This is a genomic window from Rahnella inusitata (assembly GCF_965118895.1).
In the GTDB taxonomy this organism is placed as follows: domain Bacteria; phylum Pseudomonadota; class Gammaproteobacteria; order Enterobacterales; family Enterobacteriaceae; genus Rahnella; species Rahnella inusitata_A.
In genome coordinates, this window is the sequence record NZ_CBCPJJ010000002.1 from 79,455 (window position 1) to 105,242 (window position 25,788).

Sequence of the window (25,788 nt, forward strand, 5' to 3'; positions counted from 1 at the left end):
TTTTCTATTGCCTGACGCCCCGTCAGGGTTAAGAAATTTTCCTGAGAGGGGTTACATTGCCGCTTTGAAAATCTCAACAATGTCCTGATGTGTGCCCTGAATCGGGTTAGTCAGCGCACAGGCATCGTTAAGTGCGTTGGTCGCCAGCGTACTGAAATCTTCCTCTTTCACGTTCAAATCACGCAGTCCGGCCGGAATGCCGACGTCGCGTGCCAGCTGGCGGATCGCATCGATACAGGCTTTGGCACCTTGCTCGTCCGTCATGCCAGCGACATCAATGTGCATCGCGGCAGCGACGTCTTTCAGGCGCGGGCTGGCCACGCGGGCATTATATTCCTGCACGAAAGGCAGCAGCACCGCATTACAGACGCCGTGCGGCAGATTATAGAAACCGCCCAGCTGGTGCGCCATCGCGTGAACATACCCGAGGGAGGCGTTATTAAACGCCATCCCCGCCAGGAACTGCGCGTAGGCCATGTTTTCGCGCGCCTGCATGTTGGCGCCTTCGTTGACGGCGGTGCGCAGCGAATCGGCAATCATGGTGACCGCTTTCAGCGCACAGGCATCGGTGATCGGATTCGCGGCGCTGGAAACATAGGCTTCAATCGCGTGCGTCAGTGCGTCCATACCGGTTGCCGCTGTCAGCCCTTTTGGCATACCTGCCATCAGATGTGGATCGTTGACGGACATCAGCGGTGTCACATTCTTATCGACGATGGCCATTTTGATATGGCGTGCTTCATCCGTGATGATGCAAAAGCGGGTCATTTCGGATGCCGTACCGGCGGTGGTGTTAATGGAGATCAGCGGCAACTGTGGTTTAGCAGAACGGTCAACGCCTTCGTAATCTTTGATGTCGCCACCGTTAGTGGCGAGCAATGCTATCCCTTTTGCGCAGTCGTGCGGTGAACCACCGCCGAGGGAAATCACGCAGTCACAGGCATCACGTTGCAGAATTTCCAAACCTTCACGCACATTGCGGGTGGTCGGGTTGGGATGTGTTCCGTGGTAGACGCTGCTTTGCACATCGCTTTGCGCCAGTAATTCCTGAACCTGTTTTACGACGCCGATATCGAACAGCACTTTATCGGTAACGATCAGGGCGTGGTGGAAACCGTGCTGCGCGATGGCAGACGCTGCATCGTTGAGTGCGCCTGAACCAATCACGTTGACAGATGGGATGAAGAACGTTGCGGTAGTCATAATGTATATCCTTATAGTTAATTCTTAGTAGGTACAAATAAAGCTTATGATTGTTACCGGTAACATCATTTGATCTACCACAATAATTTTTGAATTTAAAAACAATAAATAAATTACCATTATGAATTGAAAGGTTATTGCGATTGGCTTTGATTTAAGGGAGATGAATTCATTGATAAATACCGATGAGGTAAACTGTTCAATTAATAATATGAATAGTTTTCTTGAGTACGTTCTCCTGTCGTGGGCGCGTATCCGGAAGAAAGGTATAATGACGGCCGGTTAAAAATGATTGAGGTTGAAGTGGCAGACGTTGAGTTGGCAGAAGTAAAAGATGATGAGTTCTGGATGCACCATGCCATGAATCTGGCCCTTAAAGCACAGGATGAAGGTGAAGTGCCTGTGGGTGCCGTGCTGGTTTTAGATAATCAGGTCATTGGCGAAGGCTGGAACCGTTCCATCGGCCATCATGATCCCACTGCACATGCCGAAATTATGGCGCTGCGGCAGGGAGGCAACGTCGTGCAAAACTATCGCCTGATCGACGCTACGCTGTATGTCACGCTGGAGCCTTGTGTGATGTGCGCGGGCGCGATGATCCATAGCCGGATCCGCCGCGTAGTGTATGGCGCGGCAGACGCCAAAACCGGGGCTGCCGGTTCCCTGCTCGATGTGCTGCGCCATCCGGGCATGAATCATCAGGTAGAAATTACGTCCGGCATACTGGCCGATGCCTGTTCGGAACAGCTGAGCGCTTTCTTCCGTTATCGACGCAGTCAGAAAAAAGCGCTGCGGCTGGCGCAGCGTGTTGCTGAAAGTGGCGCATCGCCGGAAGAATAATCTGCACGTTTACTCCGCCAGCGCTTCCTTCGCATCCACCACCGGATAGCCCTGGCCTAACTGAGCTTGCAACGCCGCCTGCTGTGCCTGTTGTTTATCTCTTTCCACCAGATACCCCACCAGACTGAGCTGATAGCGGCGGATGTTTTCCACGTAGTTATACGCCTGTGTTCCGCGCGCATAGCCGTAGGTAGTACGGCCGATATAGCGTTTTTGATTCAGCATCGGCAACCGCTGTTTTACATCAGCCCAGCTGTCGGGATTGGCTTTCTGCTGCGCCGTCAGCTTACGGGCATCCAGCATGTGGCCGTAACCCATGTTATAGGCGGCAAGGGCAAACCAGATTTTCTCATCCTGCGGAATGCTTTCCGGCATCTTTTCCATCAGCCTTGAAAGATAGAGCGCACCGCCGCGAATACTTTGCTCTGCATCGGTCCTGTCATCCACGTCCAGCCCTGAAGCTGTTGCACGGGTTAGCATCATCACGCCGCGCACGCCGGTGGGTGATTTAGCCTGCGGATCCCAGTGTGATTCCTGATAAGCAATCGCAGCCAGCAACCGCCAGTCGATGTCCTGCGCGTACTTCTCAAACAGCGGCTGCAGATCCGGCAGCGTTTTGTCGATGGCATTGAGGAAGGTGCGGGTATCGACGTAATCGAAGTCGCCTACGTGGCCGAGATATTTTTCCTCGAGTTTCTCCAGCGTACCGTCGTCGGCAATCTGGCTAAAAAAATCCAGCATGGCGGCGGAGAGGCTGTCATCGTCCGGCTGCTTGCGGTAATACCAGGTGACGGGTTCATCTTCGGTAACGTCGAAAGCAACGGCCAGACGCGGATATACGCGCTGCATCAGTGCAATAGTCACGGAATCGCCCAGAGTGTAATCCAGCTTGCCGTTTTCTACCTGTTGCAGCAGGTCGCGCGGCGACATCTTGTCGGTGGTGCTCCACGTCAGGTTAGGGAATTTTTTGCCAGCGGCTTCGAGCGTCGGGATGTGCGCGGTGCCGGCGGAAACCATCAGCGTGCCTTTAATGTCGGCGAAGCTTTTCGGGCGCGCGGCACCCTGCCGGTAAACCAGCTGCTGCGAGATGGAATAGTATTCAGGCCCGGCCCGGTAGTTTTTCAGCCGTTCATTGTTGTACACCAGACCCGAAGCCAGCATGTCGGCTTTATCGTGGTCCAGTTCACTGAACATGGCGTCTACGGTAGTGTGCTGAGAGACGACCAGCGTCACGCCCAGATAATCTGCAAAGCGTTTCGCCAGCTCGTAATCGAAGCCGAGATTACCTTCCGGGGAGTCCATAAAAGTCAGTGGAGAATTGAGCGTGCTGACGCGCAATTCTCCACGGGATTTTATTTGATCCAACTGGTCGCCTTCACCCCTGTGCCATGGCACGGCAGGCCATAAGGCCAGCGCCAGCAACAGGGCGGCAATCCCCATCAGGACATAGTTAATTTTTAGTCGCGTCAAATAGTTATCTCGCTGCGGCGCTCTTGTTTTTTTACGATATGCTGTGCAGTTAGTATGGTTATATCCCCAGTGCTGACGCATTTTGCTCAACAAAACGGCAGTCTGCAACTTTATTCATAATATCCGCACAAATTGTAAGTCTATAAATGAATATCAATATTCCCTGCGCAAACGGTTTCGTCGGGCGATGGCTTTCTTTATAATAGGCCGCGTTTTCCCCCTGTTGCGCCCAATGAAGCACTGTGGTCAGTGTCTTCGAAGACGAGAGATCTGTGATTATGGAAATACTGCGTGGTTCGCCCGCTTTGTCGGCTTTTCGCATTAACAAATTGTTGTCCCGCTGTCAGGATGCCCACCTTCCGGTCAGCGATGTCTACGCCGAATATGTACACTTTGCCGATGTCAGCGCACCGCTGAGTTCGGACGAACAAACCAAGTTACAACGCCTCCTGAAATACGGTCCTTCTCTCGCTGAACACGCTCCAACTGGCCGCTTACTGCTGGTCACTCCACGTCCCGGCACCATTTCTCCGTGGTCTTCCAAAGCCACTGACATCGCGCACAACTGCGGTTTATCTCAGGTGCTGCGTCTTGAACGCGGTCTGGCATTTTACGTACAGGCACCGCAGCTGACCGAAGCGCAGTGGACGCATCTGGGCGCATTGCTGCATGACCGGATGATGGAAACTCTCTTCGGTAAGCTCGAAGACGCCAGCGCCTTGTTCGCGCAGCATCAGCCCGCGCCAGTGCAGCATGTCGATATTCTTGGCGAAGGCCGCAGCGCGCTGGAAAGCGCCAACACCAAACTGGGTCTGGCGCTGGCGCAGGATGAAATTGACTATCTGATGGAAGCCTTTACGTCGTTGGGGCGCAACCCGACTGACATCGAACTCTATATGTTCGCGCAGGCTAACTCTGAACACTGCCGCCACAAAATCTTCAACGCAGACTGGGTGATCGACGGTGAAACGCAGCCGAAATCCCTGTTTAAGATGATCAAGAATACCTTCGAACAGACGCCGGACTACGTGCTTTCTGCGTATAAAGATAACGCTGCCGTGATGGAAGGTTCGCAGGTCGGTCGTTTTTACGCCGATGCGAAAGACGGTCTGTACGATTTCCATCAGGAGCAGGCGCATATCCTGATGAAGGTCGAAACCCATAATCACCCGACGGCGATTTCTCCGTGGCCGGGCGCGGCAACGGGCTCCGGCGGTGAAATCCGTGACGAAGGTGCAACCGGTCGCGGTGCAAAACCTAAAGCCGGTCTGGTCGGTTTCTCGGTTTCCAACCTGCGTATTCCGGGCTTTGAACAGCCGTGGGAAGAAGATTTCGGCAAGCCGGATCGCATTGTTACCGCGCTCGATATCATGACCGACGGTCCGTTGGGCGGCGCAGCGTTCAACAACGAATTTGGTCGCCCGGCGCTGTTAGGCTACTTCCGCACTTACGAAGAAAACGTCAACAGCCACAATGGTCCTGAGCTGCGTGGTTACCACAAACCGATCATGCTGGCGGGCGGTATCGGTAACATCCGGGCCGATCACGTACAGAAAGGCGAAATCACCGTTGGCGCGAAGCTGATTGTCCTCGGCGGTCCGGCGATGAATATCGGTCTGGGCGGCGGTGCGGCTTCTTCTATGGCCTCTGGCCAGTCTGATGCGGATCTGGATTTTGCTTCCGTACAGCGCGATAACCCGGAAATGGAACGCCGCTGCCAGGAAGTCATCGATCGCTGCTGGCAGCTCGGTGAAGCCAACCCTATTCTGTTTATCCATGACGTTGGCGCCGGCGGCTTATCCAATGCCATGCCGGAACTGGTAAGCGACGGCAACCGCGGCGGCCGCTTCCAGTTGCGCGATATCCTCAACGACGAGCCGGGCATGAGCCCGCTGGAAGTCTGGTGTAACGAATCCCAGGAACGTTACGTGATGGCGGTTGCACCTGCTCAGCTCGAACAGTTCGATGCCATCTGTAAACGCGAGCGCGCGCCTTACGCCGTGATCGGCGAAGCGACAGAAGAAATGCATTTGTCTCTGGAAGACAGCCATTTCGACAACCAGCCGATCGATATGCCGCTGGACGTTCTGCTTGGCAAAACGCCGAAAATGACCCGTGACGTCACGACGCTGAAAGCGAGCGGCGATGACCTTAACGCGGAAAATATTCAGATTGCTGAGGCCGTAAACCGCGTTATGCATCTGCCTGCGGTGGCAGAGAAAACCTTCCTGATCACGATCGGCGACCGTACGGTTACCGGCATGGTTGCGCGTGATCAGATGGTCGGCCCGTGGCAGATCCCTGTCGCTGACTGCGCCGTCACCACCGCCAGCCTCGACAGCTATTATGGCGAAGCGATGTCTCTGGGTGAACGTGCCCCGATTGCGCTGCTGGACTTTGCTGCTTCCGGGCGCATGGCCGTCGGCGAAGCGCTGACCAACATTGCGGCGGTGGAAATCGGCAGCCTCAAGCGCGTGAAGCTTTCTGCGAACTGGATGTCAGCGGCCGGTCATCCGGGCGAAGATGCCGGTCTGTACGCGGCGGTGAAAGCCGTAGGCGAGGAGCTTTGTCCGGCGCTGGGTATCACCATTCCTGTGGGCAAAGACTCTATGTCGATGAAAACCCGCTGGCAGGAAGGCAACGAACAACGCGAGATGACGTCACCGCTGTCTCTGGTAATCACCGCGTTTGCCCGTGTCGAAGACGTGCGTCATACCGTGACACCACAACTGCGCACCGATAAAGGCGACACCGCGCTGCTGCTGGTGGATCTGGGGGCCGGTCATAATGCCCTGGGTGCAACGGCGCTGGCACAGGTTTATCGTCAATTGGGTAACACTCCTGCTGACGTACGCAGTGCAGAACAGCTCGGGGGCTTCTTCAACGCGATGCAGGCGCTGGTCGCTGAGCAGAAACTGCTGGCTTATCATGACCGTTCCGACGGCGGTTTGCTGGTCACGCTGGCAGAAATGGCCTTTGCTGGTCATTGCGGCCTGACGGCTGATATCGCTGCACTCGGCAATGACGCTCTGGCTGCACTGTTCAATGAAGAACTGGGTGCGGTGATTCAGGTTCGCGCACAGGACCGTGATGCCGTTGAGCAGACGCTGGCGAAGTTTGGTCTGGCGGATTGCACACATTATCTCGGCACAGTGGAAACCGGCGACCGTTTCATCATCACTCATGGCGACAAGCCGGTGTACAGCGAAAGTCGCACCACCTTGCGTACCTGGTGGGCGGAAACCACCTGGCAGATGCAGCGTCTGCGTGATAACCCCGAATGTGCCGATCAGGAACATCAGGCGAAAACCAATGATCTCGATCCGGGTCTGAACGTCAAACTGACGTTCGCACCTGATGAAGACGTTGCCGCGCCTTACATCGCGAAAGGTGCACGGCCAAAAGTCGCTGTGCTGCGTGAGCAGGGCGTGAACTCTCACGTGGAAATGGCAGCCGCCTTCCACCGTGTAGGTTTCGACGCGGTAGACGTCCACATGAGTGATCTGCTGGCCGGTCGCCGTGATTTGCAGGATTTCCACACGCTGGTGGCGTGCGGCGGGTTCTCTTACGGTGACGTGCTGGGCGCAGGAGAAGGCTGGGCGAAGTCTGTCCTGTTCAATGAGCGCGTGCGTGAAGAGTTCGCGGAGTTCTTCCATCGCCCGCAAACGCTGGCGCTGGGTGTGTGTAACGGCTGTCAGATGATGTCTAACCTGAAAGAGCTGATTCCGGGCGCAGAACACTGGCCGCGCTTCGTGCGCAACCTGTCTGACCGCTTTGAAGCGCGCTTCAGTCTGGTCGAAGTGACCGCCAGCCCGTCGATGTTCATGCAGGGTATGGCAGGTTCACGTATGCCAATTGCGGTTTCACACGGTGAAGGCCATGTGGAAGTGCGGGACGCTGCGCATCTGGCACAGATCGAGCACAGCAATCTGGTGGCGCTACGCTTTGTGGATAACCACGGTCAGGTAACGGAAAACTATCCGGCGAACCCGAACGGTTCACCGAACGGCATTACTGCGGTCACTAACCTTTCAGGTCGGGTCACCGTAATGATGCCGCACCCTGAGCGTGTCTTCCGCACCGTCAGCAACTCGTGGCACCCGGAAGAGTGGGGCGAAGACAGCCCGTGGATGCGCATGTTCCGTAATGCGCGTAAACAGCTGGGCTGAGTTATAAAATAGCGACAGTAATAAAAATCCGCAGCGCGAAAGCCTGCGGATTTTTTTACGTTATATGATGCCCCGGTCAATTCAACAGGGCGCTCATGCCAATGAAAAATATAAATTTCGTGCATATTCACGCGGTACTCTCATTTTCTGTTTTTGCTCTTTCCCTAATTGGTGCTAACACAGCGCAAGCTGAAGATAGTGTTATTGTTCCTCAAGCTAAAACAGTTTCAGAACAAGGGAATAACGAAAGTTTATGGCCTGCATATAAACATAATATTGCGGAAACCTGGAATGCGCCACAGCATCAGGATCTCTTTCTGCCCGTATTAACACGCCACAATCGCCATACCCACAGTAAAAAACAAATCGATGGATATAATGAACATCCCTGGGGTGGTGGTTACGGCGTTTCTCGCTATGACGAAAAAGGAAACTGGCATGCGCTTTATGCTATGGCATTTAAAGACTCCTTTAATAAATGGGAACCTGTTGCCGGTTATGGTTATGAAAAAATATGGCAACCGCTGAATGATAAAGAATTCCGATTAGGTGCAGGGTATATTACTGCCGTATCGGCGCGTGATAATTATGATTACGTTCCTTTCCCGATGGTCTTGCCTCTGGTTTCAGCAGGCTATTCCCGGTTGACGTTCCAGGCAACCTACGTTCCAGGCACCAACAGCAAAGGTAACGTTCTCTTTGGTTGGTTCCGTTTTCAGTTTTGATAATTAATTTAATTACTTTAGTTAAATAATAAGATAATTCCCGCAGCATCTTTGCGAATGTTCTGAGTGTTATGGAAGGTTCGGGTGGGAGTTGTATAAACAAAAACTAAATCATTTAAGGATAATTCTGATAATACAGAATTTAAATGCTGTAAATTCATTAAATTAACTGTGGCGAGGTTTTTTCGTTATACCTACGTTTACTTTATTGAGCCAAGCTTTGTTTATGATACTACCTCAATGCAGGGAGTTATTGTGAAAATGCTAATCAATAAAGTATTAGGTTGTTGGGTAGTGGTATTAACGTTATGTTTGAGTTCGCCTGTCTGGGCAACCACCAGCGGACTGGATCCGATGAGCACCCCCAATAAAGATGGCACGGAGTCCATTTTTCCGGGGATATGGGATTCTTTCAAAGAGAACGTGTCCGATACCTGGAACGATTCTGATTCGCAGGATATCTATCTGCCGGTCATAACCTGGCACAACCGCCTGACTTATGATAAAGAAAAAACTGACAGATATAACGAGCGTCCGTGGGGCGGAGGTTATGGTGTTTCCCGATATGATGAGAAGGGAAACTGGAACGGCATCTATTTTATGGCGTTTAAAGACTCACATAATAAGTGGCAACCGATCGGGGGGTATGGCTGGGAAAAAATATGGCAGCCAATCAATGATAAAGATTTTCGTTTAGGTTTAGGGTATACGGCGGCGGTCACCGCGCGCGATGACTATAAATATATTCCTATTCCGATCGTATTACCGCTGGCTTCGGTCGGCTATAACAAACTCACTTTTCAGGCGACCTATATTCCCGGTACCCATAATAATGGCAACGTGTTCTTTGCCTGGCTGCGTTATCAGTTCTGAGTCAGTTTCTTTGTGACTGAACAAAGTCCCGGGCGCAGGTTGTGAACCTGATCCCCCACTTTTGGTGAATATTCCACTATGCTAGAAATTCATCGCAGGAATCAATCTGTTGGATCCTGCGGTGATTTTTTATTTCAGGGAATCTACAAAACTATTCATCAAGAGGATCACTCGTGAAAAAAGCATCCCGTTTTCTTGCATTGTCTGCACTTGCCTGCGTTTTGCCGCTCTCCGTGCCTGTCGCTCAGGCTGCTCAGTCCGATAATTTAGAACTGCAACAGGTGCTGGTGCTCAGCCGTCACGGTATCCGTGCGCCGCTGGTCAATTATGGAGATGTGCTGGCCGAATCCACCACGCATACCTGGCCTGTCTGGAAAACCGAAGGCGGCTTACTGACGCCAAAAGGCGGTCAGGTTTCCGAACATATGGGTCATTATTTCCGCGCGTGGCTGGCGAAAGACAAACTGCTGCCCGCCGCCGGATGCCCTGCAAACGCGCAAGTTTTCACTTACGCCAACAGTTTGCCGCGCACCATTGATACTGCGAAACACTTTACTGCCGGCGCTTTCCCCGGCTGTGATGTACCGGTCATCAACCGCGTAGAAGTCGGTAAAATGGATCCGGTATTCAACCCCATTATTACTGCCGAAGTGAACGATACCTTCAAAACCAGCGCGCTGAATTCTGTTAATCAGCATGCCGGTGAGGGTGGTCTGGCGGGGCTGAATCAGCGTCTGAAACCGAATTACCAACTGCTGGAAAGTATTCTCGATTACAAAAACAGCAAAATGTGTAAAGAGAAACAGCAGTGCGATCTGGCGTCGCAACCGTCGGATGTCGTGCTCACGCAGGGCAAAGAGCCGGGCATCACCGGGCCTCTGCGCATGGCGACCGGTGCCACCGACGCGTTCATGTTGCAGTATTACGAAGGTTTCCCGATGAAAGACATCGCATGGGGAAAAATCAGTACGCCTGAGCAATGGACGAAGCTGGAAACTATCAAAAATCTGTATCACGAGACCCTGTTCGGTTCGCCAACGATTGCGGCAAACGCGGCTAAACCGTTGCTCACCTTTATTGCCGGCTCACTGGATCCAAAACTGGCGAATACCGCTGATGAGAAAGCGGCACAGCAGTCAAAACTGGCCGTGCTGGTCGGGCACGATTCGAATATCGCCTCGCTGCTCGCCGCGTTGAAAACGCAGGACTACACCTTACCGGGTCAGTACGAACGTACGCCAATCAGCGGCACCGTTGTTTTCCAGCGCTGGCATGACAAGAAAGCCAATAAAGATCTGATGAAGATTGAATACATTTATCCGACCGCGAAGCAAATCCGTAACAATGTTGCGCTGAGTATCAAAAATCCTCCTGAGCGTGTGACGCTGCAAATCGAAGGCTGTGCCGTCGATAAACAGGGTTTCTGCCCGATGGACGAATTTACTCAGGCCGTGCAGAAAGATCTGCAAGGATAAGCTGAGTCATAAGACGTCTCCAGCCCGCTCCGGCGGGCTTTTTTACGCCTGAACTTTGCCGAAGGCTTTAGCGCTGAACTGGCAATAGAATGCATTTTAAGTCAGTTCGCCGAAGTGCCGGGATGCGGGATAATTTGCCGAAGCCTTTATCATCAGCAGCGCGGAAAATTATGGCGTCGACCCCGTATTACCTCAGCGCCCGACAGCGGGCAGACATCGTGGCCCGTTCCCGTCGCCTCCTGTGGCGGCTGGAATTACCGACGTGGGCGCTTATCGTTGCCGTCTACAGCGGCTGGTTTACGGTCGTCATATTCTGGACGTCGCTCGGCGTGTGGATCGGCACGCCACTGCTGATTTGGTTCACCACATGGTATATGTCGCTGCAACATGAACTCATTCACGGCCACCCGACCCGCAAACCGTGGTTTAACCAGCTGATGGGCACGCTGCCGCTGGCGGTCTGGTATCCGTACGGTTTGTATCGTGATACCCATTTGCAGCATCACGTTAACGAACATCTCACGCTGCCCGGTGATGATCCTGAAGGTTATTACTTCAGCCGTGCCCGCTGGGAAACGCTTTCACCCACAATGAAAGCGCTGGTTCGGTTACGCAATACCCTGCCGGGCAGAATGCTCCTCGGCCCGCTGCTGGATATTTGCAGCACGCTGACTGGCGCATTCATGGCGGTGTTTCGCGGTGACGGGCGGGCCGTCACGATGTGGCTGACGCACGGCGTTTTGCTGGCGGGATTGCTGTACTGGATGGCCCAGCACGGTTTATCGCCTGCCTTTTATATTCTGGTAGTGAGCTATCCGGCGCTCAGCCTGACTAAAGTCCGCTCTTTCTTCGAACACCGCGCCGAACATGCGCCTGAGGCACGTTCTACCCTGAATGAAGCCGGTCTGGTGTGGCGGATTTTGTTCCTCAATCTGAATTACCATCTGGTGCATCACGATCTGCCAGGCGTCCCGTGGTTTGCATTGCGTCAGGTGTATGTCGCCGATCGTGAGGGGTACATTACGCGAAGCCAGGGTTTTTTGGTGAAAGGCTACCGGCAGTGGTTTCGCGATCACTCCAGGTCTGCGGTCGTCGTCGAGAGTCATCCTTTTGCGCCGGAGGGAATGCCAGCGCAACCGTCCTGCAGCGACTATGATTATCAGCAGGACACCCTCTGAAGGAGTCGCCAAATCATGCTGATGTCTTTACCGATGTACGCCATCTCCCCGCCCGACGTTGAGGCCTTCGCCAGCGTGTTGCGTGAAAAGCTCCGCCGGCTCGGCCTGCCCGATACGCCCGACTCTTTGAGCTGGCCGCAGGCGTTGCTGGCGCACTGGCAACTGCCGGATTTACTGCTCAGTCAGACCTGTGGATTCCCCCTGATGGAAAGCCTGCCGCAGGTGCAGTTGGTGGGATTATTCAGCTATCGTGCCCCCGGCTGCGACGGGTTCCGTTACCGCAGCTTTTTAGTTGTGCGTGAGGAGGATAAAGGGCGATATCTGGCCGATTTCCGCCACCGGCGTCTGGCTTTCAATAGCACCGATTCACAGTCCGGTTATAACAGCCTGCGTGCACTGGTGGCACCGCTGGCGGACGCAGGGCGGTTTTTTTCAGAGGCCTCAGCGACGGGCAGCCACCGCGAATCCCTTCATTTTATTCAGCAGAATAAAGCCGATATTGCGGCGGTAGATTGCGTGACGATGGAATTGCTCAAACGCGCGGAACCTGAAATCCTCACCGGGCTGGTTATTATCGGCCAAACCGCCGCCGTGCCTGGTTTACCGCTGATTACGTCAGCGCAAACCTCACCCGAACAGCTGGCGATTTTACGACAGGCATTGCATGAAATCGCGCATGAACCCGTCAGCGAGCCGTTACTGATCGAAGAGTTCACTGAAGTGCCGCGACTGGCCTACGGTGTGATCACGCTGATGAAGGAGATCGCGCAGTCGTTCGGCGTGAGCGAACTGACGCTGCAAAAAACGGCATAAAAAAACCGGGCTTCTCAGCCCGGTGATTTTGATCCCTCACACTCTACTTTCAGTGCGTTTCAATAGGGAAATCTTCGTTCACGTCCCCCCATTCTGCCCACGAACCGTCGTACAGCGCGACATCTTTCACGCCCAGTGCGTCCAGTCCGAAAGCTAGTGCTGCGGCAGTGACGCCCGAGCCACAGCTGGTGATCACCGGTTTATTCAGATCCACGCCCAGCTTTTCGAACGTTGCCTTCAGGGCTTGTGGCGCTTTCAGATGGCCGTCCTGCGTCAGCTCGGTAAAAGGCACGCTAAGGCTGCCCGGAATATGGCCGCCGTGTAAACCCGGACGCGGCTCCGGCGCTTCGGCTTTAAAGCGCGCCAGCGAGCGGGCATCAATGATTTGCACTTTGCCCAGTGATTCTTTGACCTGCTGTGCCGAGACGACCACCGGACGCACCAGCTTCGCATTGAACGTTGAGGGCACGCGGGTGTGTTCACCGCTTTGAGTCGGCTTACCTTCGGCAACCCAGGCGTTCAGGCCACCGTCCAGCACGCGGACGCTTTTCGCGCCGAAACTGGTCAGCATCCACCATACGCGCGGTGCAGAGAATAAATCGCCTTCATCGTAAAGCACGATAGTTTGGGTATCGGCCACGCCGAGACGGCTCATTGAGGCGGCAAATTCTTCCGCGGTCGGCATCATATGCGGCAGGCCGGTGGAGCAGTCGGAAATACTGTCGACTTCCACATAGATCGCGTTGGGGATATGCGCTTCCAGATATTTGGCATGAAAATCAATCGGCGGGGTGATGCCCGGTTTGGATTTTCGACAATCGATAATGACCACGTCCGGTGAATTCAGATTCTTCGCCAGCCAGTCGGTAGATACGGTATGGGTAGAAAAAGTCATGTTCTGTGCCTTATCTTTTTTGTGAAGCCAGCTCAGAGATCGCCCGGGATCAGGGAGTAGACCCAGGCGTCGCGCGGCTGACCGTGATAATAAAGACGATTGCGATGCAGGCCCTCGGAAATTGCACCTGCTTTTTCTGCGACGCGGCGGCTGCGGGCGTTGCTTTCCATCGCCACAATTTCCAGCCGCGTGAGTTCAAGATCGGTAAAAGCAAAACGGGCCGCCGCTCTGACCGCCAGCGTCGCCAGATTCCGGCCGGTATACCCGGTGCGGATCCAATATCCGAGATTGGCGAACTTATATTCCTGCACGATGCGGTTGATGCCTACGCTGCCAATCAGATCACCGCTGGCGCGATCGAACAGACAGAAATTGAATTCTGCGCCGCGATGGCGTTTTTGCTCGCTGTCGGTCAGATACTTGCGGCTGTCCTCCAGCGCGTATTTTTCGGTGCACCATGTTTCCCATGCGCCAATTTCTTTTACTGAGGCCTGAACGGCTGCAAAGTGCAGCACGGCCTCCAGTTCGGTTGCAGTACGGATTTCGATTTCTTCGTCCTGATAAATCTGGCGTGTCATCATGATTATCATCCGTCAGTGTAGAAATGATTGGGGAAAGCAATCAAATCAGCCTCACACATACAGCATCAATATGTCAATTGGCGACAGGGCCAATTAAGTGTGAAAAAACAGCGCTGTCTGGCCCGCAGTCTTACTCCTGTGGCACCAGCATCACCAGTTTGCAATCGGCATATCCTGCCGGGAAAAAAGTCTGCTGACGGTAACTTTTTTCACCTTCCGCCGGATGATTAAAGCGCCGTTCGCCCCCCTCCCGCGACAAAACTTCCTGCTGCGTCCACCACTGATTGAAGTCTGCGCTGCGCTCGCGCAGGCTGATAACGGTCTCCCGCACCGCATCGGAATGCGCATAGTGACTGGTTTCGGCGCGAAATTCTGCGACTACGCGCTTGGCGCGTTCAGCCCAGTTAGTCACCAGTTTACGCGCCAGCGTATGCAGAAACATGAAGTCGAGCAGGTTGGGTTGCGGATCAACTCCCAGCCAGCCGCTGAACAGCGCTTCGGCCTGAGCATTCCACGCCAGTACGTTCCAGCAGCTGTCGAGCAGATAAGCCGGGCAGGTGAACTGATTCACGCAGTTTTTCAGGCTGACGTCCGGTGCGCCGGAAATGTGCACGGCCTGCGGATCTTTCACCGCCGCTAAGCTGAACAGATATTCGCGCGCGGCCGGTTCCATCCGCAATGCGTTAGCGAGATTATCGAGCGTAGCAGCGGAAATAGACACATCACGCCCCTGTTCAATCCATGTGTACCAGGTGGCGCTGATGCCACTGATTTGCGCCAGCTCCTCCCGCCGCAGCCCGCTGGTTCTGCGGCGCGATGATCCTGGCAGCCCGACCATTTCCGGCGTAACCCGCTCACGGTGTGTGCGTAAAAACAGCCCCAGTGCCTTCGGGCCGGTGAGCGACTCTGCGTTATCTATCATTCTTATCTCTGAGACTGGGAGTAACTGATACCAGTATAAGCGCTCATATTGTACCCGTATAGAACAATGCCTATAGTGATTTTGAGGTCGTTTGAAACCCGAAATTATCCCCATAAAAACAAGACAGGCAGGAGCAATGATGAACATGAAGAATACTCACAGTCAGGCGGTTGATAAGCAGTTTGGTTCGCAGGCGCAGGATTATCTGACCAGCGCCGTTCATGCGCAGGGCGCAGATTTACAGCGTCTGGCGGCGTTGCTGTCACCACACAAAGAGGCGCATGTTATTGATCTGGGCTGTGGTGCAGGCCACGCCAGCTTCGTGGCGGCGGGGGTGGTGAAAAGCGTGATTGCCTATGATTTGTCCGCGCAAATGCTGGAGGTCGTGGCGCAGGCGGCGAAGGATAAACAACTGGAGAACATCCGCGTACAACAAGGGGTAGCGGAATCATTGCCGTTTGCCGACAGCAGCGCCGATATCATCATCAGCCGCTATTCTGCGCATCACTGGCACGATGTCGGGCAGGCACTGCGCGAAGTGGCACGCGTGCTGAAGCCGGGCGGGAAATTTATCATGATGGACGTCGTGTCACCGGGGCATCCGCTGCTGGATATCTATCTGCAAACCATCGAAGTGCTGCGTGATACGTCGCATGTCCGTAACTATTCGCCTGGCGAATGGCTGGGCATGTCGTCGGAAGCCGGACTGATTACCCGCGAAGTCACCACTGACCGCCTGCCGCTGGAGTTCACCAGCTGGATCGCACGTATGCGTACACCGGAACACTTCTCCGTGGCGATCCGCGAGTTGCAAAAAGTGATGTCAGACGACGTTGTTCAGCATTTCGAGATCCAGCCCGACGGTTCTTTCACCAGCGACATAATGATGCTGGTGGCGTCGAAGAACTGAGCGTCGTGAAGGTATGGAGTGCGCCCTCCGGTAAACCGGGGGCGCTGTTGTTTTACTTCTTCCCGAACATCTTTTGCCCAAGCAGAACGACGCCCAGAACAGCGGCGCCGACGATCAGGCCTACGCCCAAATCGGTCGCTCCGGTGATCAGCGTATTCACCCAGCCCTGATGGCCGTGGGTGAATTTTTCCAGCAGGCTGTGCATGAACGGCAAGCCGTGGCTGATAATACTGCCACCGACCAGGAACATGGCGATGGTGCCAACGACCGACAACGTTTTCATCAGCCAGGGCGCGAGATTGACAATGCCGCGGCCAAAGGCCCGCACGCTGTTCATGACGCCGCTCTCACCGGAGAGTTTGCTCAGGTACAAACCCGCATCGTCGATTTTTACAATCGCGCCCACCAGACCGTAGACGCCGATGGTCATGGCGACAGCAATCAGTACCATGACGGTGACCTGATTGAGGAACGGCGCAGCGGAAACGATACCCAGAGAAATCACGATGATTTCAGCCGACAGAATGAAGTCGGTGCGCACTGCGCCTTTCACTTTTTCTTTTTCGAGCTTTTTCGCGTCAGCTTCGCTTTTTACCTGCTCCGCTGCCGGTTTTTCTTCTTCCTGATGTTTGCCGGGCATCAGCTTGTGCGCGACTTTCTCAAACCCTTCATAACATAAGTACGCGCCGCCAATCATCAGCAGCGGCGTGATAGCCCATGGAATGAAGGCGCTTATCAGCAGCGCCAGCGGCACCAGTATGGCTTTGTTTAGCATGGAACCTTTCGCCACGGCCCAGACGATCGGTAATTCCCTGTCAGCTTTTACGCCCGTGACCTGTTGTGCGTTCAGCGCTAAATCGTCACCGAGCACGCTGGCGGTTTTTTTCGCCGCGACTTTACTCATTGCGGCCACGTCATCGAGAATCGATGCGATATCATCGATTAAGGCCAGAAGGCTACCACCCGCCATAATGTATGCTCCCCATAAAAACGTCCTTAGTTTCTTGTTTAAATGAGCCACCGCCCGCGCGGAGGCCCGAATCTGCGACCCTGATTGTGCAGGTGATCAAGGAAGCAGAAAATTCATAAAAAATAATCATATCAGTGATTGCACTACGGCGTCGATTTGTGCGAATGTTGTGCGGGCTATAAATAACTTTGAAAACTCTCCATCATTTCTCCATCAAATATCGTTAATTCTCTTGCAGTTATCATTGACGAAATACTTACTTTCATTGTCTCCTTATTTTTACCACAATGGTTAAACTTCTTTACGTTGCATTACGCCCCCTTTCATTGTTTCAACGATAATTATTTCAACGGATTGCTTCCGCTCCATTAATTAACGAAACTAACGAAAGAAAGGTGCGTAATATGAAACTCTTACCTGCAATTACAGCTGTTGCTATTACTGTTGCTTCATTCTCAGCGCTGGCGGCATCGCCAATTACTGCGCAAGAAGCACAAAGCGGGACTTATCAGTCACTGGGAATGGTGTCTGTGAGTGCGCCAAGCACCGTTCCGGGCAGCATGAAAGATGCGCTGAACCAGATTGCCAGCGATAAAGGCGCAACACACTATCGCGTTGTTGGTGCCGGTACACCGGGTGATTCAAGCCTGAACCGTGCAAATGTTGAGCTGTATAAATAAAATCTGACTGATTTCAGATTGAGTATGAGAAGGCCAATGTCATCTGACATTGGCCTTTTTTTATTTATCCATGACCACGGCATAATGCTTTTTTTGGGAGTTATCCCATGTGATTTGTTTTTAATTAGCCTCTGTGACATTTATTCCCCTTATTAATCATTTCTTAAGAATTTTTCTGTTATATAAGGGTCTATGTCTTCAGGAGGTCGTTAATATGTTGAATGCCGCAAGAATGACGATTAAGAACACCGGTCTTTCGATCCAGAATCAGTTTTTTTATTTGCAGAATTTTATCAGCTCACCACGGACAATGGGGACGCTGATGCCGTCGTCACCCTGGCTGTGTCACGCGATGCTCAGCCAGATCGACTGGACAAAGTCTCTGGATATCGCCGAGTTAGGCGCGGCTGATGGTGTGCTGACGCGGCGGATCCTTAACCGCATGCGTGCAGATGCACGGCTGGATGCTTTTGAGATTGAGCCTGCGTTTATCCGCAAGCTGAATCTGTTCGACGACCGGCGGTTGCAGGTCATGGCGCATTCGGCCGAGCACCTGACGGGGGATTATGATGCGGTATTTTCTTGTCTGCCGCTGCTGTCGATGCCGACGCGTATCAGCATGAAGATTTTGCAGAAAACGCAGCAGCAACTGAAGGCGAAAGACGGTGTGCTGGTGCTCTTCCAGTACAGTCATCTTTCCGAGAAAATGCTCTCCCGCTACTTCACCTGGAAAAAAATCCGCGTTGTGAAAAATTTCCCCCCGGCACTGGTCTATATTTGTAAACCACGCTGATACAGCACTTTAGCGGTCGAACCCGCTGAGAACATTGCGCTGTAAGGATTTATCAGTATGATGCCACGGGTGGCGTAAATAAAACGCTACAGAAGCTTCACCGGCAGGTGACAAAAATCTGCCAGTGAGGCTTTTTTGTTGTACTATCTTGCGAGTACGTTTTGGCGTCAGATCAGCAACTATTTTGACATTCATGCTTCAGGTAAATGATGGATTTTCATCAGATGAGCAACGAGGCTCCCGGGGAATTAAGGACAGCGTTAATGACACAACCCATTTTCATGGTAGGCGCGCGTGGCGCGGGTAAAACGACAGTTGGAAGTGCTCTGGCCAAAGTGCTGGGCTATAAATTTGTCGATACCGATCTCTATCTGCTGCGCACCTCCGGGCTCAGCGTGGCCGATATCGTTGACCGTGAAGGCTGGGCGGGTTTCCGCCGTCGTGAAACTGAAACGCTGAAGGCGATAAGCTCGCCGCTGACCGTAATCGCCACCGGTGGTGGAGTGGTGTTGTCGGCGGAAAATCGTGATTTTATGCGCCAGACCGGCCCGGTGATTTATCTGCGTTCACCAGCCTCCACGCTGGCAAACCGTCTGGAAGATGCCCCGATGGAAGATCAGCGTCCGACGCTGACCGGTAAGCCGATCACCGAAGAAATGATGCAGGTGCTGAACGAGCGCGAAGCGTTGTATCAGCAGGCCGCGCATCACGTTGTCGACGGTACGCAGGATCCGGCGCAGGTCGTCAATGCCATCATGGATGCACTGGCATTGCCGATGGCACGCTGACAGGCGTGATGATGTAAAACGACGAGTCCGGGTGGCTCGTTTTTTTATGTCTGCGGTGAGGGAAATATCCGAAAGCGTAAACAAAACGGGCCATATTAAGTGATCGGTGTCACATAGGGTGACTTATTGTCCTTACGAATAAATGGGAGTAATGTAATAACTCAGGTGATTACTTTAACCTCCATTATGGACCCCACGATGAAACCCCTGATGTCGTTCTTTCACCAGCACAGCAAAGCGATGCCGGCTGTCTGGTCGATCACTATCATCCTCGTAGAAGCCTCTATTGCGTTGTATATTTTGCGCAATCTTTAATCGCTATAATCTGCTGGGTTTGACGCGCTTCACCTCATAAATACTCGGCAATTCATTTCCCTTTCTCTTAAATAAATGGCTTTAGGATTATCTTTAAGCATATTTATTAAGTGGAATTTTATTCCGTCCAAAATAAACGCCTTGACGCTGACACGTATCAGCACTATTTTTCAATTAACTTTACAGGAACCTTGTTCCGCATAATGGAACTCTTCTCTTTATGAGCACTTTAGAGAATGCGACGGCAGTACTGAAGTTATTTTCAAGGCAGGGCGTCAGCCAGGGGCATCCGGGGCTGTCATTTAGCGATGTGGTGAGCAATTTAGCCTTGCCAAAAAGTACCGTTTCCCGATTGTTAATGACCATGGAAAGTGAAGGCTTATTAGAGCGCGATCCGGACAGTCGTTTATATCGAATCGGAAAATTATTACTGGCGATATCCAGCCACTATTTATCGACGCCGCTGGTCGATGCGACAACGCCGTATATGACGCAGCTGAGTCAGCTGACGCAGTGCACTGGCTATGTGTCGATGCTCGAAGGCTGCGAGATAATGATCATGCGGATGTTCCCCGGCAGAACCTATCTGCAGGTGGTGACACCGGCGGGTAGTTTATTACCGGCGCATGAAACGGCCATTGGCCGGGCGATTCTGGCGCGCTACAGCGACGACGAAGTTCGCGAACGGTATCGCGGCGCGTATCAGGTCAAATCGGCCAATTCGCCGAAAAGTATCGATTTATTATTAGTGCGGCTGGCTGAAATCCGGCAAACCGGTTTGTCTTTTGCCAATAACGAAACGTTGCAGGGGATCAGTTCTTTAGCGACCAGCATTTTTAATAAGCACAGAAATGAGATTGTGGGGTTGGGCCTGTCTTTCTCTTCGCCCGCCGAAGGAAAGGGCATACCGGATGGAATAAAGGACGGCCTCACCGCCGTGACCCGAAAAATTGCTGAAAAGCTCGGTGATGATGACTGGATTAACGATCAGCATCTTCCCGGCTTGCAGTAAACGCATCAGGCAACTGATGCAGAAAGTGAAGTGAGTACCAGACCGACACCAGGGCTTATTGTTAGCCAGCACTAAACAATGACTGTTCCACGATGAACAGCGTTCGTAACCGTTTTTAGCTCATGCGCTTTTGCGCCGGTTACGTGGTTTAAGAGGACTTTGTGATGAGTGTACAAAACACATTTACGATATCTGCGTTTTATCCTTCCTTGCGTCATTCAGGGGTGACCGACCTGAATGGCCGGACATCCCGCTTATGATGACTTCTTTTGCTACCCTCACCATTGGACAGGCGCCGCGCAGCGATATAACACCGCTGCTGATGGCGCATCTGCCGGACGAACCCGTCACGCACGTCGGGTTACTGGACGGTCTTAGCCGGGAGCAAATTGAGCAGCGTTATGCGCCGCAAGAGGGCGAAGCTGTGCTGGTGGCACTGTTGCTGGATGGTTCGCAGGTTTTACTTGCTGCGGCCGGCGCCGAGCGAGGATTGCAGGAAAAAATCTACCAGCTGGAAGCGCAGGGATGTGCCACCATTCTGCTGCTGTGCGGTGGGGAATTCAGCGGCTTACACGCCGACAGTGCATTGCTTATCGAACCGGAGCGGATGATCCCGCCACTGATTGGCGCGATGGTCGGAACGCATCGGGCAGGCATTGTGGTGCCGGTGGAATCCCAGATTGGCTGGCAAACGAATAAATGGCGCAAGCTGGAACAGGCACCGTGTTTTGCAGTGGCGAGCCCGTATTTACCTGATGACCAGGCACTGACTGACGCGGCGATGCGCTTTGCTGAGCAGGGCGCGGAAGTGGTGGTGCTTGATTGCTTCGGCTACAACCATCATCACGTTGAAGTGTTAGAACAGCATCTCGATATTCCTGTATTACTGGCGAATGTGCTGATGGTGCAACTGGCGGCTGAACTGGTGGCATAACCGGGGTTGTGTGCGGGCGTGACTCCCCACAATGGCACTGTGCAGACGTAAAATCAAATCAGTCATTGCGGTTTGCGGGCGGTGTCGCCGGGTGGGGAGAAAGCTATAATAATCAGTGACAGCGGCGGGTTTTTGCCCCTAATATGAAACCTCTGAAAATTATCGCTAAGGGCCAATCTATGTTGAAAAATAATGAGTATTTTGACGGGAAAGTAAAATCGATTGGTTTTGACAGCGAAAGTACGGGTGCCGCCAGCGTTGGCGTGATGGCCGTTGGCGAATACACGTTTAGCACGGCAAAACCGGAAGAAATGACGGTCATCAGTGGTTCACTGAAAGTGCTGATCCCAGGTTCTCCGGACTGGCAGGTCTTTAAGCCCGGCGAAACGTTCTACATTCCGGGTAAAAGCGAATTCAACCTGCAGGTCGGCGAAACCACTTCGTACCTGTGTAAGTATCTGAGTAAATAAACCGTTCAGACACAGTACCAATAGAAAAGGCGCCAATGAGCGCCTTTTTTACATCCGGAGTTTGCCCGTTATTTTTGGGCTTCGCCGCCCAGCGCTTCGATCAGGTTTTGAATCAGCGCTGCCAGTTCACCGGTCATCAGGATGAAATCCGCATCGAAGCGACCAGCGAAATCTTCGCGGTCGATATCTTCGTTTTGATCGCGGATCACATCGCTGAATTTCAGACGCTTGATGCTGCCGTCATCGGCCAGCACCACGGCGATACGTTCCTGCCAGTCCACCGCCAGTTTGGTTACCAGTTTGCCATTTTCAATGTGCGTGGCGATTTCGTCACTGACCAGCGCCTGTTTTTTACAGCGGATCACGCCGCCTTCTTCCAGAATCGCTTTCAGCTCAGCTTCATCCTGCAACGTGAAACCGGCTGGGGTAACGCCTGAACGCACCCATTCGGTCAGCGTCAGTTCGATCGGGCTTTCCATGGTCAGCGGCACCACCGGCAGCGAGCCGAGGCTTTTGCGCAGCAGTGCCAGCATATCTTCTGCTTTCTTGGCGCTGGTAGCATCGACCATAATCAGGCCGTTAACGGTGTCGATCCACATGAAGGTCTGGCTGTAGCGGCTGAAGGCGCGTGGCATCAGGCTGTGCAGCACTTCATCTTTCAGGGAATCTTTTTCGGTTTTCTTCAGCTTGCGATGCTGTTCACCTTCGAGCTGGTCGATCTTGGCCTGTAACTCCTGCTTGATCACCGGAGAAGGCAGAATTTTTTCTTCTTTACGGGCGCAGATGAGGATCTGGCCGCCGTTGACGTGAGTCAGCGCGTCGCCACCGTGGGAACCCATCGGTGAAACCCAGCCGGTTTTCGCCATGTCCTGGCTGCCGCACGGGGTAAAGGTGAAAGCGCTGAGCTGTTTTTCCATTTCGTCAGCAGATAACGAAACTTCACGGCTCAAACGGTATACCAACAAATTCTTAAACCATAACATGGCGTTATCCCTGTCCCGGCGCACTCGTGGTACGCTGATTAAATGAATACAGGGCGGCATGATACCCAATTGGGCGTCAGCCGTCGTTAAGAAATCGCCCCTGTGCGAAACATTGCATAACACCTTATTCTGGTGGTTGCCGCTTCAGGCTTCTAAACTGGATTAAAGATAAAAAACTGACCCTACCCGATGTGACAGGAGAAGAAAACGTGCGAATTGGCATTGATTTAGGTGGCACAAAAATAGAAGTCATCGCGTTATCCGACGAAGGCCGCGAGCTGTTTCGTAAACGCGTGGACACGCCAAGGAATGATTACGAACGCACGCTGAAAGCGATTGAAGGACTGGTGCTGGATGCAGAGAAGGCCACCGGCCAGCGTGGCAGCGTCGGTCTGGGTATTCCCGGCACGCTTTCTCCGTTCACCGGTAAAGTGAAAAATTCAAATTCGGTATGGCTCAACGGCCAGCAGCTGGATGAAGATCTGGCGCTGCTGCTCAACCGCGAAGTGCACATTGCCAACGACGCCAACTGCCTGGCGGTGTCTGAAGCCACCGACGGCGCTGGCGCAGGCCGTAATACGGTGTTTGCAGTGATCATCGGCACCGGCTGCGGTTCCGGTGTGGCGCTGCACGGTGCTGCGCACGCGGGTGGTAACGGCAATGCCGGTGAATGGGGGCACAATCCGTTGCCGTGGCAGGATGAAGAGGAAAGACAGTTTGCCAGCGACGTGCCGTGTTATTGCGGAAAATCAGGCTGCGTCGAGACGTTCGTTTCGGGCACGGGTTTTGCGGAAGATTATTTCCGTCTGTCCGGCCAGCGGCTGAAGGGGCCAGAGATTATTACGCTGGTGGAACAGGGCGATGAAACAGCGGAGCTGGCGCTGGGGCGTTATGAACGTCGTCTGGCGAAAGCACTGGCAAACGTGGTGAATATTCTCGATCCCGACGCGATTGTGCTCGGCGGTGGCATGAGCAATGTCGATCGCCTGTATGACACCGTTCCGCTGCTGGTGAAGCAATGGGTGTTTGGCGGCGAATGCGAAACGCCGATCCTCAAAGCCGTTCACGGCGATTCCAGCGGCGTACGCGGTGCGGCATGGCTGTGGCCGCAGTCGAGGTTTGCGCTTTAATCGTTTTTAATTCTCTGAGAAAGTCTCGGGCGCGGAATTTGCAAAAATACCGCGCCCGTTCTTTCAGTCAGAGCGCCATCTCCCGCTTAAACACTTCCAGCGTATGCGCCTTCACGCGGATAAATTCCGGGTGGCTCATTATTTCTGAACCGCGCGGGCGGGGCAGATCGAAGGGGACGATTTCCGCCACCTGCGTCGGGCGTCGCGTGAGCAGTAAGATTTCATCCGCCAGAAATACCGCATCCTCCAGATCGTGAGAGACAATCAGCATAGTGACGCCGGTCGCCAGCTGCACTTCCTGCAATTTATCGCGAATAAATAGCGTCATTTCGAAATCCAGCGCCGAGAAAGGCTCGTCGAGGAACATGACTTCCGGCCGCGTCGCCAGTGCGCGCATGATGCACACGGTTTGCTGCTGCCCGCCGGAAAGCTCGTACGGATAACGTTTAAGATCGAAGCGGATATCAAACATCTGCGTCAGTTCATCGACGCGGGCGTTCACGTCGGCCTTACTCATGCCCTTGCGCACCAGCGGATAGGCGATGTTGGCACGTGCACTCATCCACGGAAACAGCGCATCGCGGTAGTTTTGAAACACATAGCCGATAGTCGTCTGCGCCAGCGTTTTGCCGTCGAAAAGAATGTCGCCTTTGTCTACCGGGATAAGTCCGGCGATCATATTCATTAAAGTAGATTTCCCGCAGCCGTTCGGCCCGAAGATCGACACAATTTTGCCGCGCGGCAGATCCAGATTCAGATCCGTATACAACGGCTGCCCGGCAAAGGCTTTGGTCAGCCCGCGAATAGTGACATGGGTATCCGGGCGCGTGGCGTACTGCGGCAGCTGAGGGCCCTTGTAATCCGGTTTCAGCGAGAGAGGTTGCGTCATGCTTTGCTACTCCAGTGGACGGTTTTTTTCTCGATCAGTAAAAAAGCCAGATTCAGTAAATAACCCAGTGCGCCGGTGATAAGGATCGAGGCGTACATGTCTTTGATATTGAAGACCTGCTGCGCGTCAATAATCCGATGCCCGAGGCCGGTTTCCGAACCAATAAACATTTCGGCGACGATAACGATCACCAGCGCGATCGACACACCGGTGCGCAGGCCGACGAACGTCTGCGCCAGACTTTCCATCAGCAGGATGTCTTTGAAAATATGCCAGCGGGAAATGCCCATCACTTTGGCCGCCATCAGGCGGGTTTTCTTGGCATTCATTACGCCGTAGGCGCTGTTGAACAGGATGACCAGTACAGCGGCAAAGGCGGCGATGGCGATTTTGTTAGCGTCAGTGATCCCGAAAATCAGCATGAACAGCGGGATCAGCGCCGATGACGGCGTCGAACGGAAGAAGTCGATCAGAAACTCCAGGCTGCGATACACCTTTTCGTTGCTGCCTAAAATCACGCCGAGCGGGACGCCAATCACCGCCGCGAAGCCAAAGGCCACCAGTGTGCGATACAGCGTCGCGCCGATGTCAGTGCGCATTGAGACATCCGAAAACGACTGGAACATGAAGCCCAGCGTTTCGACGGGCGAAGGCAGCAGCACCGGATTCAGCCATTTGGCGCTTACCGCCAGTTGCCAGAACAGAAACAGCAGCACCGGCCCAATCAGCGGCAATAATCTCGAAGACCAACGTGACGTCATATTAACTCC

At 53.4% G+C, this 25,788-nt stretch carries 24 protein-coding genes; 15 read left to right on the forward strand and 9 right to left on the reverse strand.

Translation table 11 applies throughout. The annotated features are described in order from the left end of the window. Positions 1-51: 51 nt before the first annotated feature. Positions 52-1,203 (reverse strand): L-threonine dehydrogenase, encoded by a 1,152-nt coding sequence (yiaY, locus tag ACMHLI_RS01930; protein WP_413528027.1) that lies wholly within the window; start codon positions 1,201-1,203, stop codon positions 52-54. 288 nt (positions 1,204-1,491) lie between these two features. Here yiaY and tadA point away from each other — a divergent pair, with 288 nt between their 5' ends. Continuing rightward, positions 1,492-2,043, forward strand: a complete 552-nt coding sequence (gene tadA / locus ACMHLI_RS01935; RefSeq protein WP_413528028.1) for a tRNA adenosine(34) deaminase TadA — start codon at positions 1,492-1,494, stop codon at positions 2,041-2,043. Positions 2,044-2,052: 9 nt separating this feature from the next. Here the strand turns inward: tadA and mltF are convergent, their stop codons facing one another. Beyond that, positions 2,053-3,513, reverse strand: coding sequence for a membrane-bound lytic murein transglycosylase MltF (gene mltF / locus ACMHLI_RS01940; protein ID WP_413528029.1), 1,461 nt, complete (start codon positions 3,511-3,513; stop codon positions 2,053-2,055). Between the two features lie 278 nt (positions 3,514-3,791). On the opposite strand from mltF, the gene purL reads away from it, so the two are divergent. The 6 genes from purL to ACMHLI_RS01970 all read left to right on the forward strand — a co-directional run bounded on the left by purL (position 3,792) and on the right by ACMHLI_RS01970 (position 12,746). Continuing rightward, positions 3,792-7,682, forward strand: coding sequence for a phosphoribosylformylglycinamidine synthase (gene purL, locus ACMHLI_RS01945; protein ID WP_413528030.1), 3,891 nt, complete (start codon positions 3,792-3,794; stop codon positions 7,680-7,682). Between the two features lie 95 nt (positions 7,683-7,777). Continuing rightward, positions 7,778-8,407: a lipid IV(A) palmitoyltransferase PagP gene (gene pagP / locus ACMHLI_RS01950; RefSeq protein WP_413528031.1), complete on the forward strand. Its 630-nt coding sequence runs from the start codon at positions 7,778-7,780 to the stop codon at positions 8,405-8,407. A 261-nt stretch (positions 8,408-8,668) separates the two neighbouring features. Beyond that, positions 8,669-9,280, forward strand: coding sequence for a lipid IV(A) palmitoyltransferase PagP (pagP, locus tag ACMHLI_RS01955; RefSeq protein ID WP_413528032.1), 612 nt, complete (start codon positions 8,669-8,671; stop codon positions 9,278-9,280). Between the two features lie 173 nt (positions 9,281-9,453). After that, the gene (gene agp / locus ACMHLI_RS01960) at positions 9,454-10,755 is read left to right on the forward strand and encodes a bifunctional glucose-1-phosphatase/inositol phosphatase (RefSeq protein ID WP_413528033.1); all 1,302 of its coding nucleotides are present in this window, start codon (positions 9,454-9,456) and stop codon (positions 10,753-10,755) included. 170 nt (positions 10,756-10,925) lie between these two features. Next, complete coding sequence (locus tag ACMHLI_RS01965) at positions 10,926-11,933, forward strand: fatty acid desaturase (protein WP_413528034.1); 1,008 nt, start codon at positions 10,926-10,928, stop codon at positions 11,931-11,933. 15 nt (positions 11,934-11,948) lie between these two features. Further along, a complete protein-coding gene (locus ACMHLI_RS01970) occupies positions 11,949-12,746 on the forward strand; it encodes a phosphate/phosphite/phosphonate ABC transporter substrate-binding protein (protein WP_413528035.1) in 798 nt (265 codons plus the stop codon). Positions 12,747-12,795: 49 nt separating this feature from the next. Here the strand turns inward: ACMHLI_RS01970 and sseA are convergent, their stop codons facing one another. The 3 genes from sseA to ACMHLI_RS01985 form a co-directional block, all read right to left on the reverse strand. Further along, complete coding sequence (gene sseA, locus ACMHLI_RS01975; protein ID WP_413528036.1) at positions 12,796-13,641, reverse strand: 3-mercaptopyruvate sulfurtransferase; 846 nt, start codon at positions 13,639-13,641, stop codon at positions 12,796-12,798. Between the two features lie 32 nt (positions 13,642-13,673). Continuing rightward, positions 13,674-14,222: a GNAT family N-acetyltransferase gene (locus ACMHLI_RS01980; RefSeq protein WP_413528037.1), complete on the reverse strand. Its 549-nt coding sequence runs from the start codon at positions 14,220-14,222 to the stop codon at positions 13,674-13,676. A gap of 130 nt (positions 14,223-14,352) precedes the next feature. Continuing rightward, positions 14,353-15,144 carry a helix-turn-helix transcriptional regulator gene (locus ACMHLI_RS01985; RefSeq protein WP_413528038.1) on the reverse strand — a complete coding sequence of 264 codons (792 nt, stop codon included), beginning with the start codon at positions 15,142-15,144 and terminating at the stop codon, positions 14,353-14,355. 139 nt (positions 15,145-15,283) lie between these two features. Between ACMHLI_RS01985 and ACMHLI_RS01990 the strand changes: the two genes are divergently transcribed. Beyond that, positions 15,284-16,054, forward strand: coding sequence for a class I SAM-dependent methyltransferase (locus ACMHLI_RS01990; RefSeq protein ID WP_413528288.1), 771 nt, complete (start codon positions 15,284-15,286; stop codon positions 16,052-16,054). A gap of 52 nt (positions 16,055-16,106) precedes the next feature. Here the strand turns inward: ACMHLI_RS01990 and ACMHLI_RS01995 are convergent, their stop codons facing one another. Next, positions 16,107-17,024, reverse strand: coding sequence for a DUF808 domain-containing protein (locus ACMHLI_RS01995; protein ID WP_413528039.1), 918 nt, complete (start codon positions 17,022-17,024; stop codon positions 16,107-16,109). Between the two features lie 404 nt (positions 17,025-17,428). Between ACMHLI_RS01995 and ACMHLI_RS02000 the strand changes: the two genes are divergently transcribed. The 6 genes from ACMHLI_RS02000 (at position 17,429) to ppnP (ending at position 22,016) form a co-directional block, all read left to right on the forward strand. Next, positions 17,429-17,704, forward strand: a complete 276-nt coding sequence (locus ACMHLI_RS02000; protein WP_112164265.1) for a DUF1471 domain-containing protein — start codon at positions 17,429-17,431, stop codon at positions 17,702-17,704. Positions 17,705-17,918: 214 nt separating this feature from the next. Beyond that, the gene (locus ACMHLI_RS02005; protein ID WP_413528040.1) at positions 17,919-18,497 is read left to right on the forward strand and encodes a class I SAM-dependent methyltransferase; all 579 of its coding nucleotides are present in this window, start codon (positions 17,919-17,921) and stop codon (positions 18,495-18,497) included. 263 nt (positions 18,498-18,760) lie between these two features. After that, positions 18,761-19,285, forward strand: a complete 525-nt coding sequence (gene aroL / locus ACMHLI_RS02010) for a shikimate kinase AroL (RefSeq protein ID WP_413528041.1) — start codon at positions 18,761-18,763, stop codon at positions 19,283-19,285. Between the two features lie 535 nt (positions 19,286-19,820). After that, complete coding sequence (locus ACMHLI_RS02015) at positions 19,821-20,612, forward strand: IclR family transcriptional regulator (RefSeq protein ID WP_413528042.1); 792 nt, start codon at positions 19,821-19,823, stop codon at positions 20,610-20,612. Positions 20,613-20,868: 256 nt separating this feature from the next. Next, on the forward strand, positions 20,869-21,546 hold the full coding sequence (locus ACMHLI_RS02020; RefSeq protein WP_413528043.1) for an AroM family protein: 678 nt from the start codon (positions 20,869-20,871) through the stop codon (positions 21,544-21,546). Between the two features lie 179 nt (positions 21,547-21,725). After that, positions 21,726-22,016, forward strand: coding sequence for a pyrimidine/purine nucleoside phosphorylase (ppnP, locus tag ACMHLI_RS02025; protein WP_413528044.1), 291 nt, complete (start codon positions 21,726-21,728; stop codon positions 22,014-22,016). Positions 22,017-22,084: 68 nt separating this feature from the next. Here ppnP and rdgC read toward each other — a convergent pair whose 3' ends face one another. Continuing rightward, entirely contained in the window at positions 22,085-22,999 is a 915-nt protein-coding gene (gene rdgC / locus ACMHLI_RS02030; RefSeq protein ID WP_413528045.1) for a recombination-associated protein RdgC, read from the reverse strand. Positions 23,000-23,208: 209 nt separating this feature from the next. Between rdgC and mak the strand changes: the two genes are divergently transcribed. Further along, complete coding sequence (gene mak, locus ACMHLI_RS02035; RefSeq protein WP_413528046.1) at positions 23,209-24,129, forward strand: fructokinase; 921 nt, start codon at positions 23,209-23,211, stop codon at positions 24,127-24,129. Between the two features lie 67 nt (positions 24,130-24,196). Here mak and ACMHLI_RS02040 read toward each other — a convergent pair whose 3' ends face one another. Continuing rightward, positions 24,197-25,018 (reverse strand): ABC transporter ATP-binding protein, encoded by an 822-nt coding sequence (locus ACMHLI_RS02040; RefSeq protein ID WP_413528047.1) that lies wholly within the window; start codon positions 25,016-25,018, stop codon positions 24,197-24,199. Then, a complete protein-coding gene (locus ACMHLI_RS02045) occupies positions 25,015-25,779 on the reverse strand; it encodes an ABC transporter permease (protein WP_112164273.1) in 765 nt (254 codons plus the stop codon). Before ACMHLI_RS02045 ends, ACMHLI_RS02040 begins: the two co-directional genes overlap by 4 nt. Between the last annotated feature and the right edge of the window lie 9 nt (positions 25,780-25,788).

Coding starts and splice junctions, on each gene's coding strand:
- yiaY (WP_413528027.1), bottom strand. CDS start 1,203: ATGACTACCGCAACGTTCTTCATCCCATCTGTCAACGTGATTGGTTCA.
- tadA (WP_413528028.1), top strand. CDS start 1,492: ATGATTGAGGTTGAAGTGGCAGACGTTGAGTTGGCAGAAGTAAAAGAT.
- purL (WP_413528030.1), top strand. CDS start 3,792: ATGGAAATACTGCGTGGTTCGCCCGCTTTGTCGGCTTTTCGCATTAAC.
- pagP (WP_413528031.1), top strand. CDS start 7,778: ATGCCAATGAAAAATATAAATTTCGTGCATATTCACGCGGTACTCTCA.
- pagP (WP_413528032.1), top strand. CDS start 8,669: ATGCTAATCAATAAAGTATTAGGTTGTTGGGTAGTGGTATTAACGTTA.
- ACMHLI_RS01965 (WP_413528034.1), top strand. CDS start 10,926: ATGGCGTCGACCCCGTATTACCTCAGCGCCCGACAGCGGGCAGACATC.
- ACMHLI_RS01970 (WP_413528035.1), top strand. CDS start 11,949: ATGCTGATGTCTTTACCGATGTACGCCATCTCCCCGCCCGACGTTGAG.
- sseA (WP_413528036.1), bottom strand. CDS start 13,641: ATGACTTTTTCTACCCATACCGTATCTACCGACTGGCTGGCGAAGAAT.
- ACMHLI_RS01980 (WP_413528037.1), bottom strand. CDS start 14,222: ATGATGACACGCCAGATTTATCAGGACGAAGAAATCGAAATCCGTACT.
- ACMHLI_RS01985 (WP_413528038.1), bottom strand. CDS start 15,144: ATGATAGATAACGCAGAGTCGCTCACCGGCCCGAAGGCACTGGGGCTG.
- ACMHLI_RS01990 (WP_413528288.1), top strand. CDS start 15,284: ATGAACATGAAGAATACTCACAGTCAGGCGGTTGATAAGCAGTTTGGT.
- ACMHLI_RS01995 (WP_413528039.1), bottom strand. CDS start 17,024: ATGGCGGGTGGTAGCCTTCTGGCCTTAATCGATGATATCGCATCGATT.
- ACMHLI_RS02000 (WP_112164265.1), top strand. CDS start 17,429: ATGAAACTCTTACCTGCAATTACAGCTGTTGCTATTACTGTTGCTTCA.
- ACMHLI_RS02005 (WP_413528040.1), top strand. CDS start 17,919: ATGTTGAATGCCGCAAGAATGACGATTAAGAACACCGGTCTTTCGATC.
- aroL (WP_413528041.1), top strand. CDS start 18,761: ATGACACAACCCATTTTCATGGTAGGCGCGCGTGGCGCGGGTAAAACG.
- ACMHLI_RS02015 (WP_413528042.1), top strand. CDS start 19,821: ATGAGCACTTTAGAGAATGCGACGGCAGTACTGAAGTTATTTTCAAGG.
- ACMHLI_RS02020 (WP_413528043.1), top strand. CDS start 20,869: ATGATGACTTCTTTTGCTACCCTCACCATTGGACAGGCGCCGCGCAGC.
- ppnP (WP_413528044.1), top strand. CDS start 21,726: ATGTTGAAAAATAATGAGTATTTTGACGGGAAAGTAAAATCGATTGGT.
- rdgC (WP_413528045.1), bottom strand. CDS start 22,999: ATGTTATGGTTTAAGAATTTGTTGGTATACCGTTTGAGCCGTGAAGTT.
- ACMHLI_RS02040 (WP_413528047.1), bottom strand. CDS start 25,018: ATGACGCAACCTCTCTCGCTGAAACCGGATTACAAGGGCCCTCAGCTG.
- ACMHLI_RS02045 (WP_112164273.1), bottom strand. CDS start 25,779: ATGACGTCACGTTGGTCTTCGAGATTATTGCCGCTGATTGGGCCGGTG.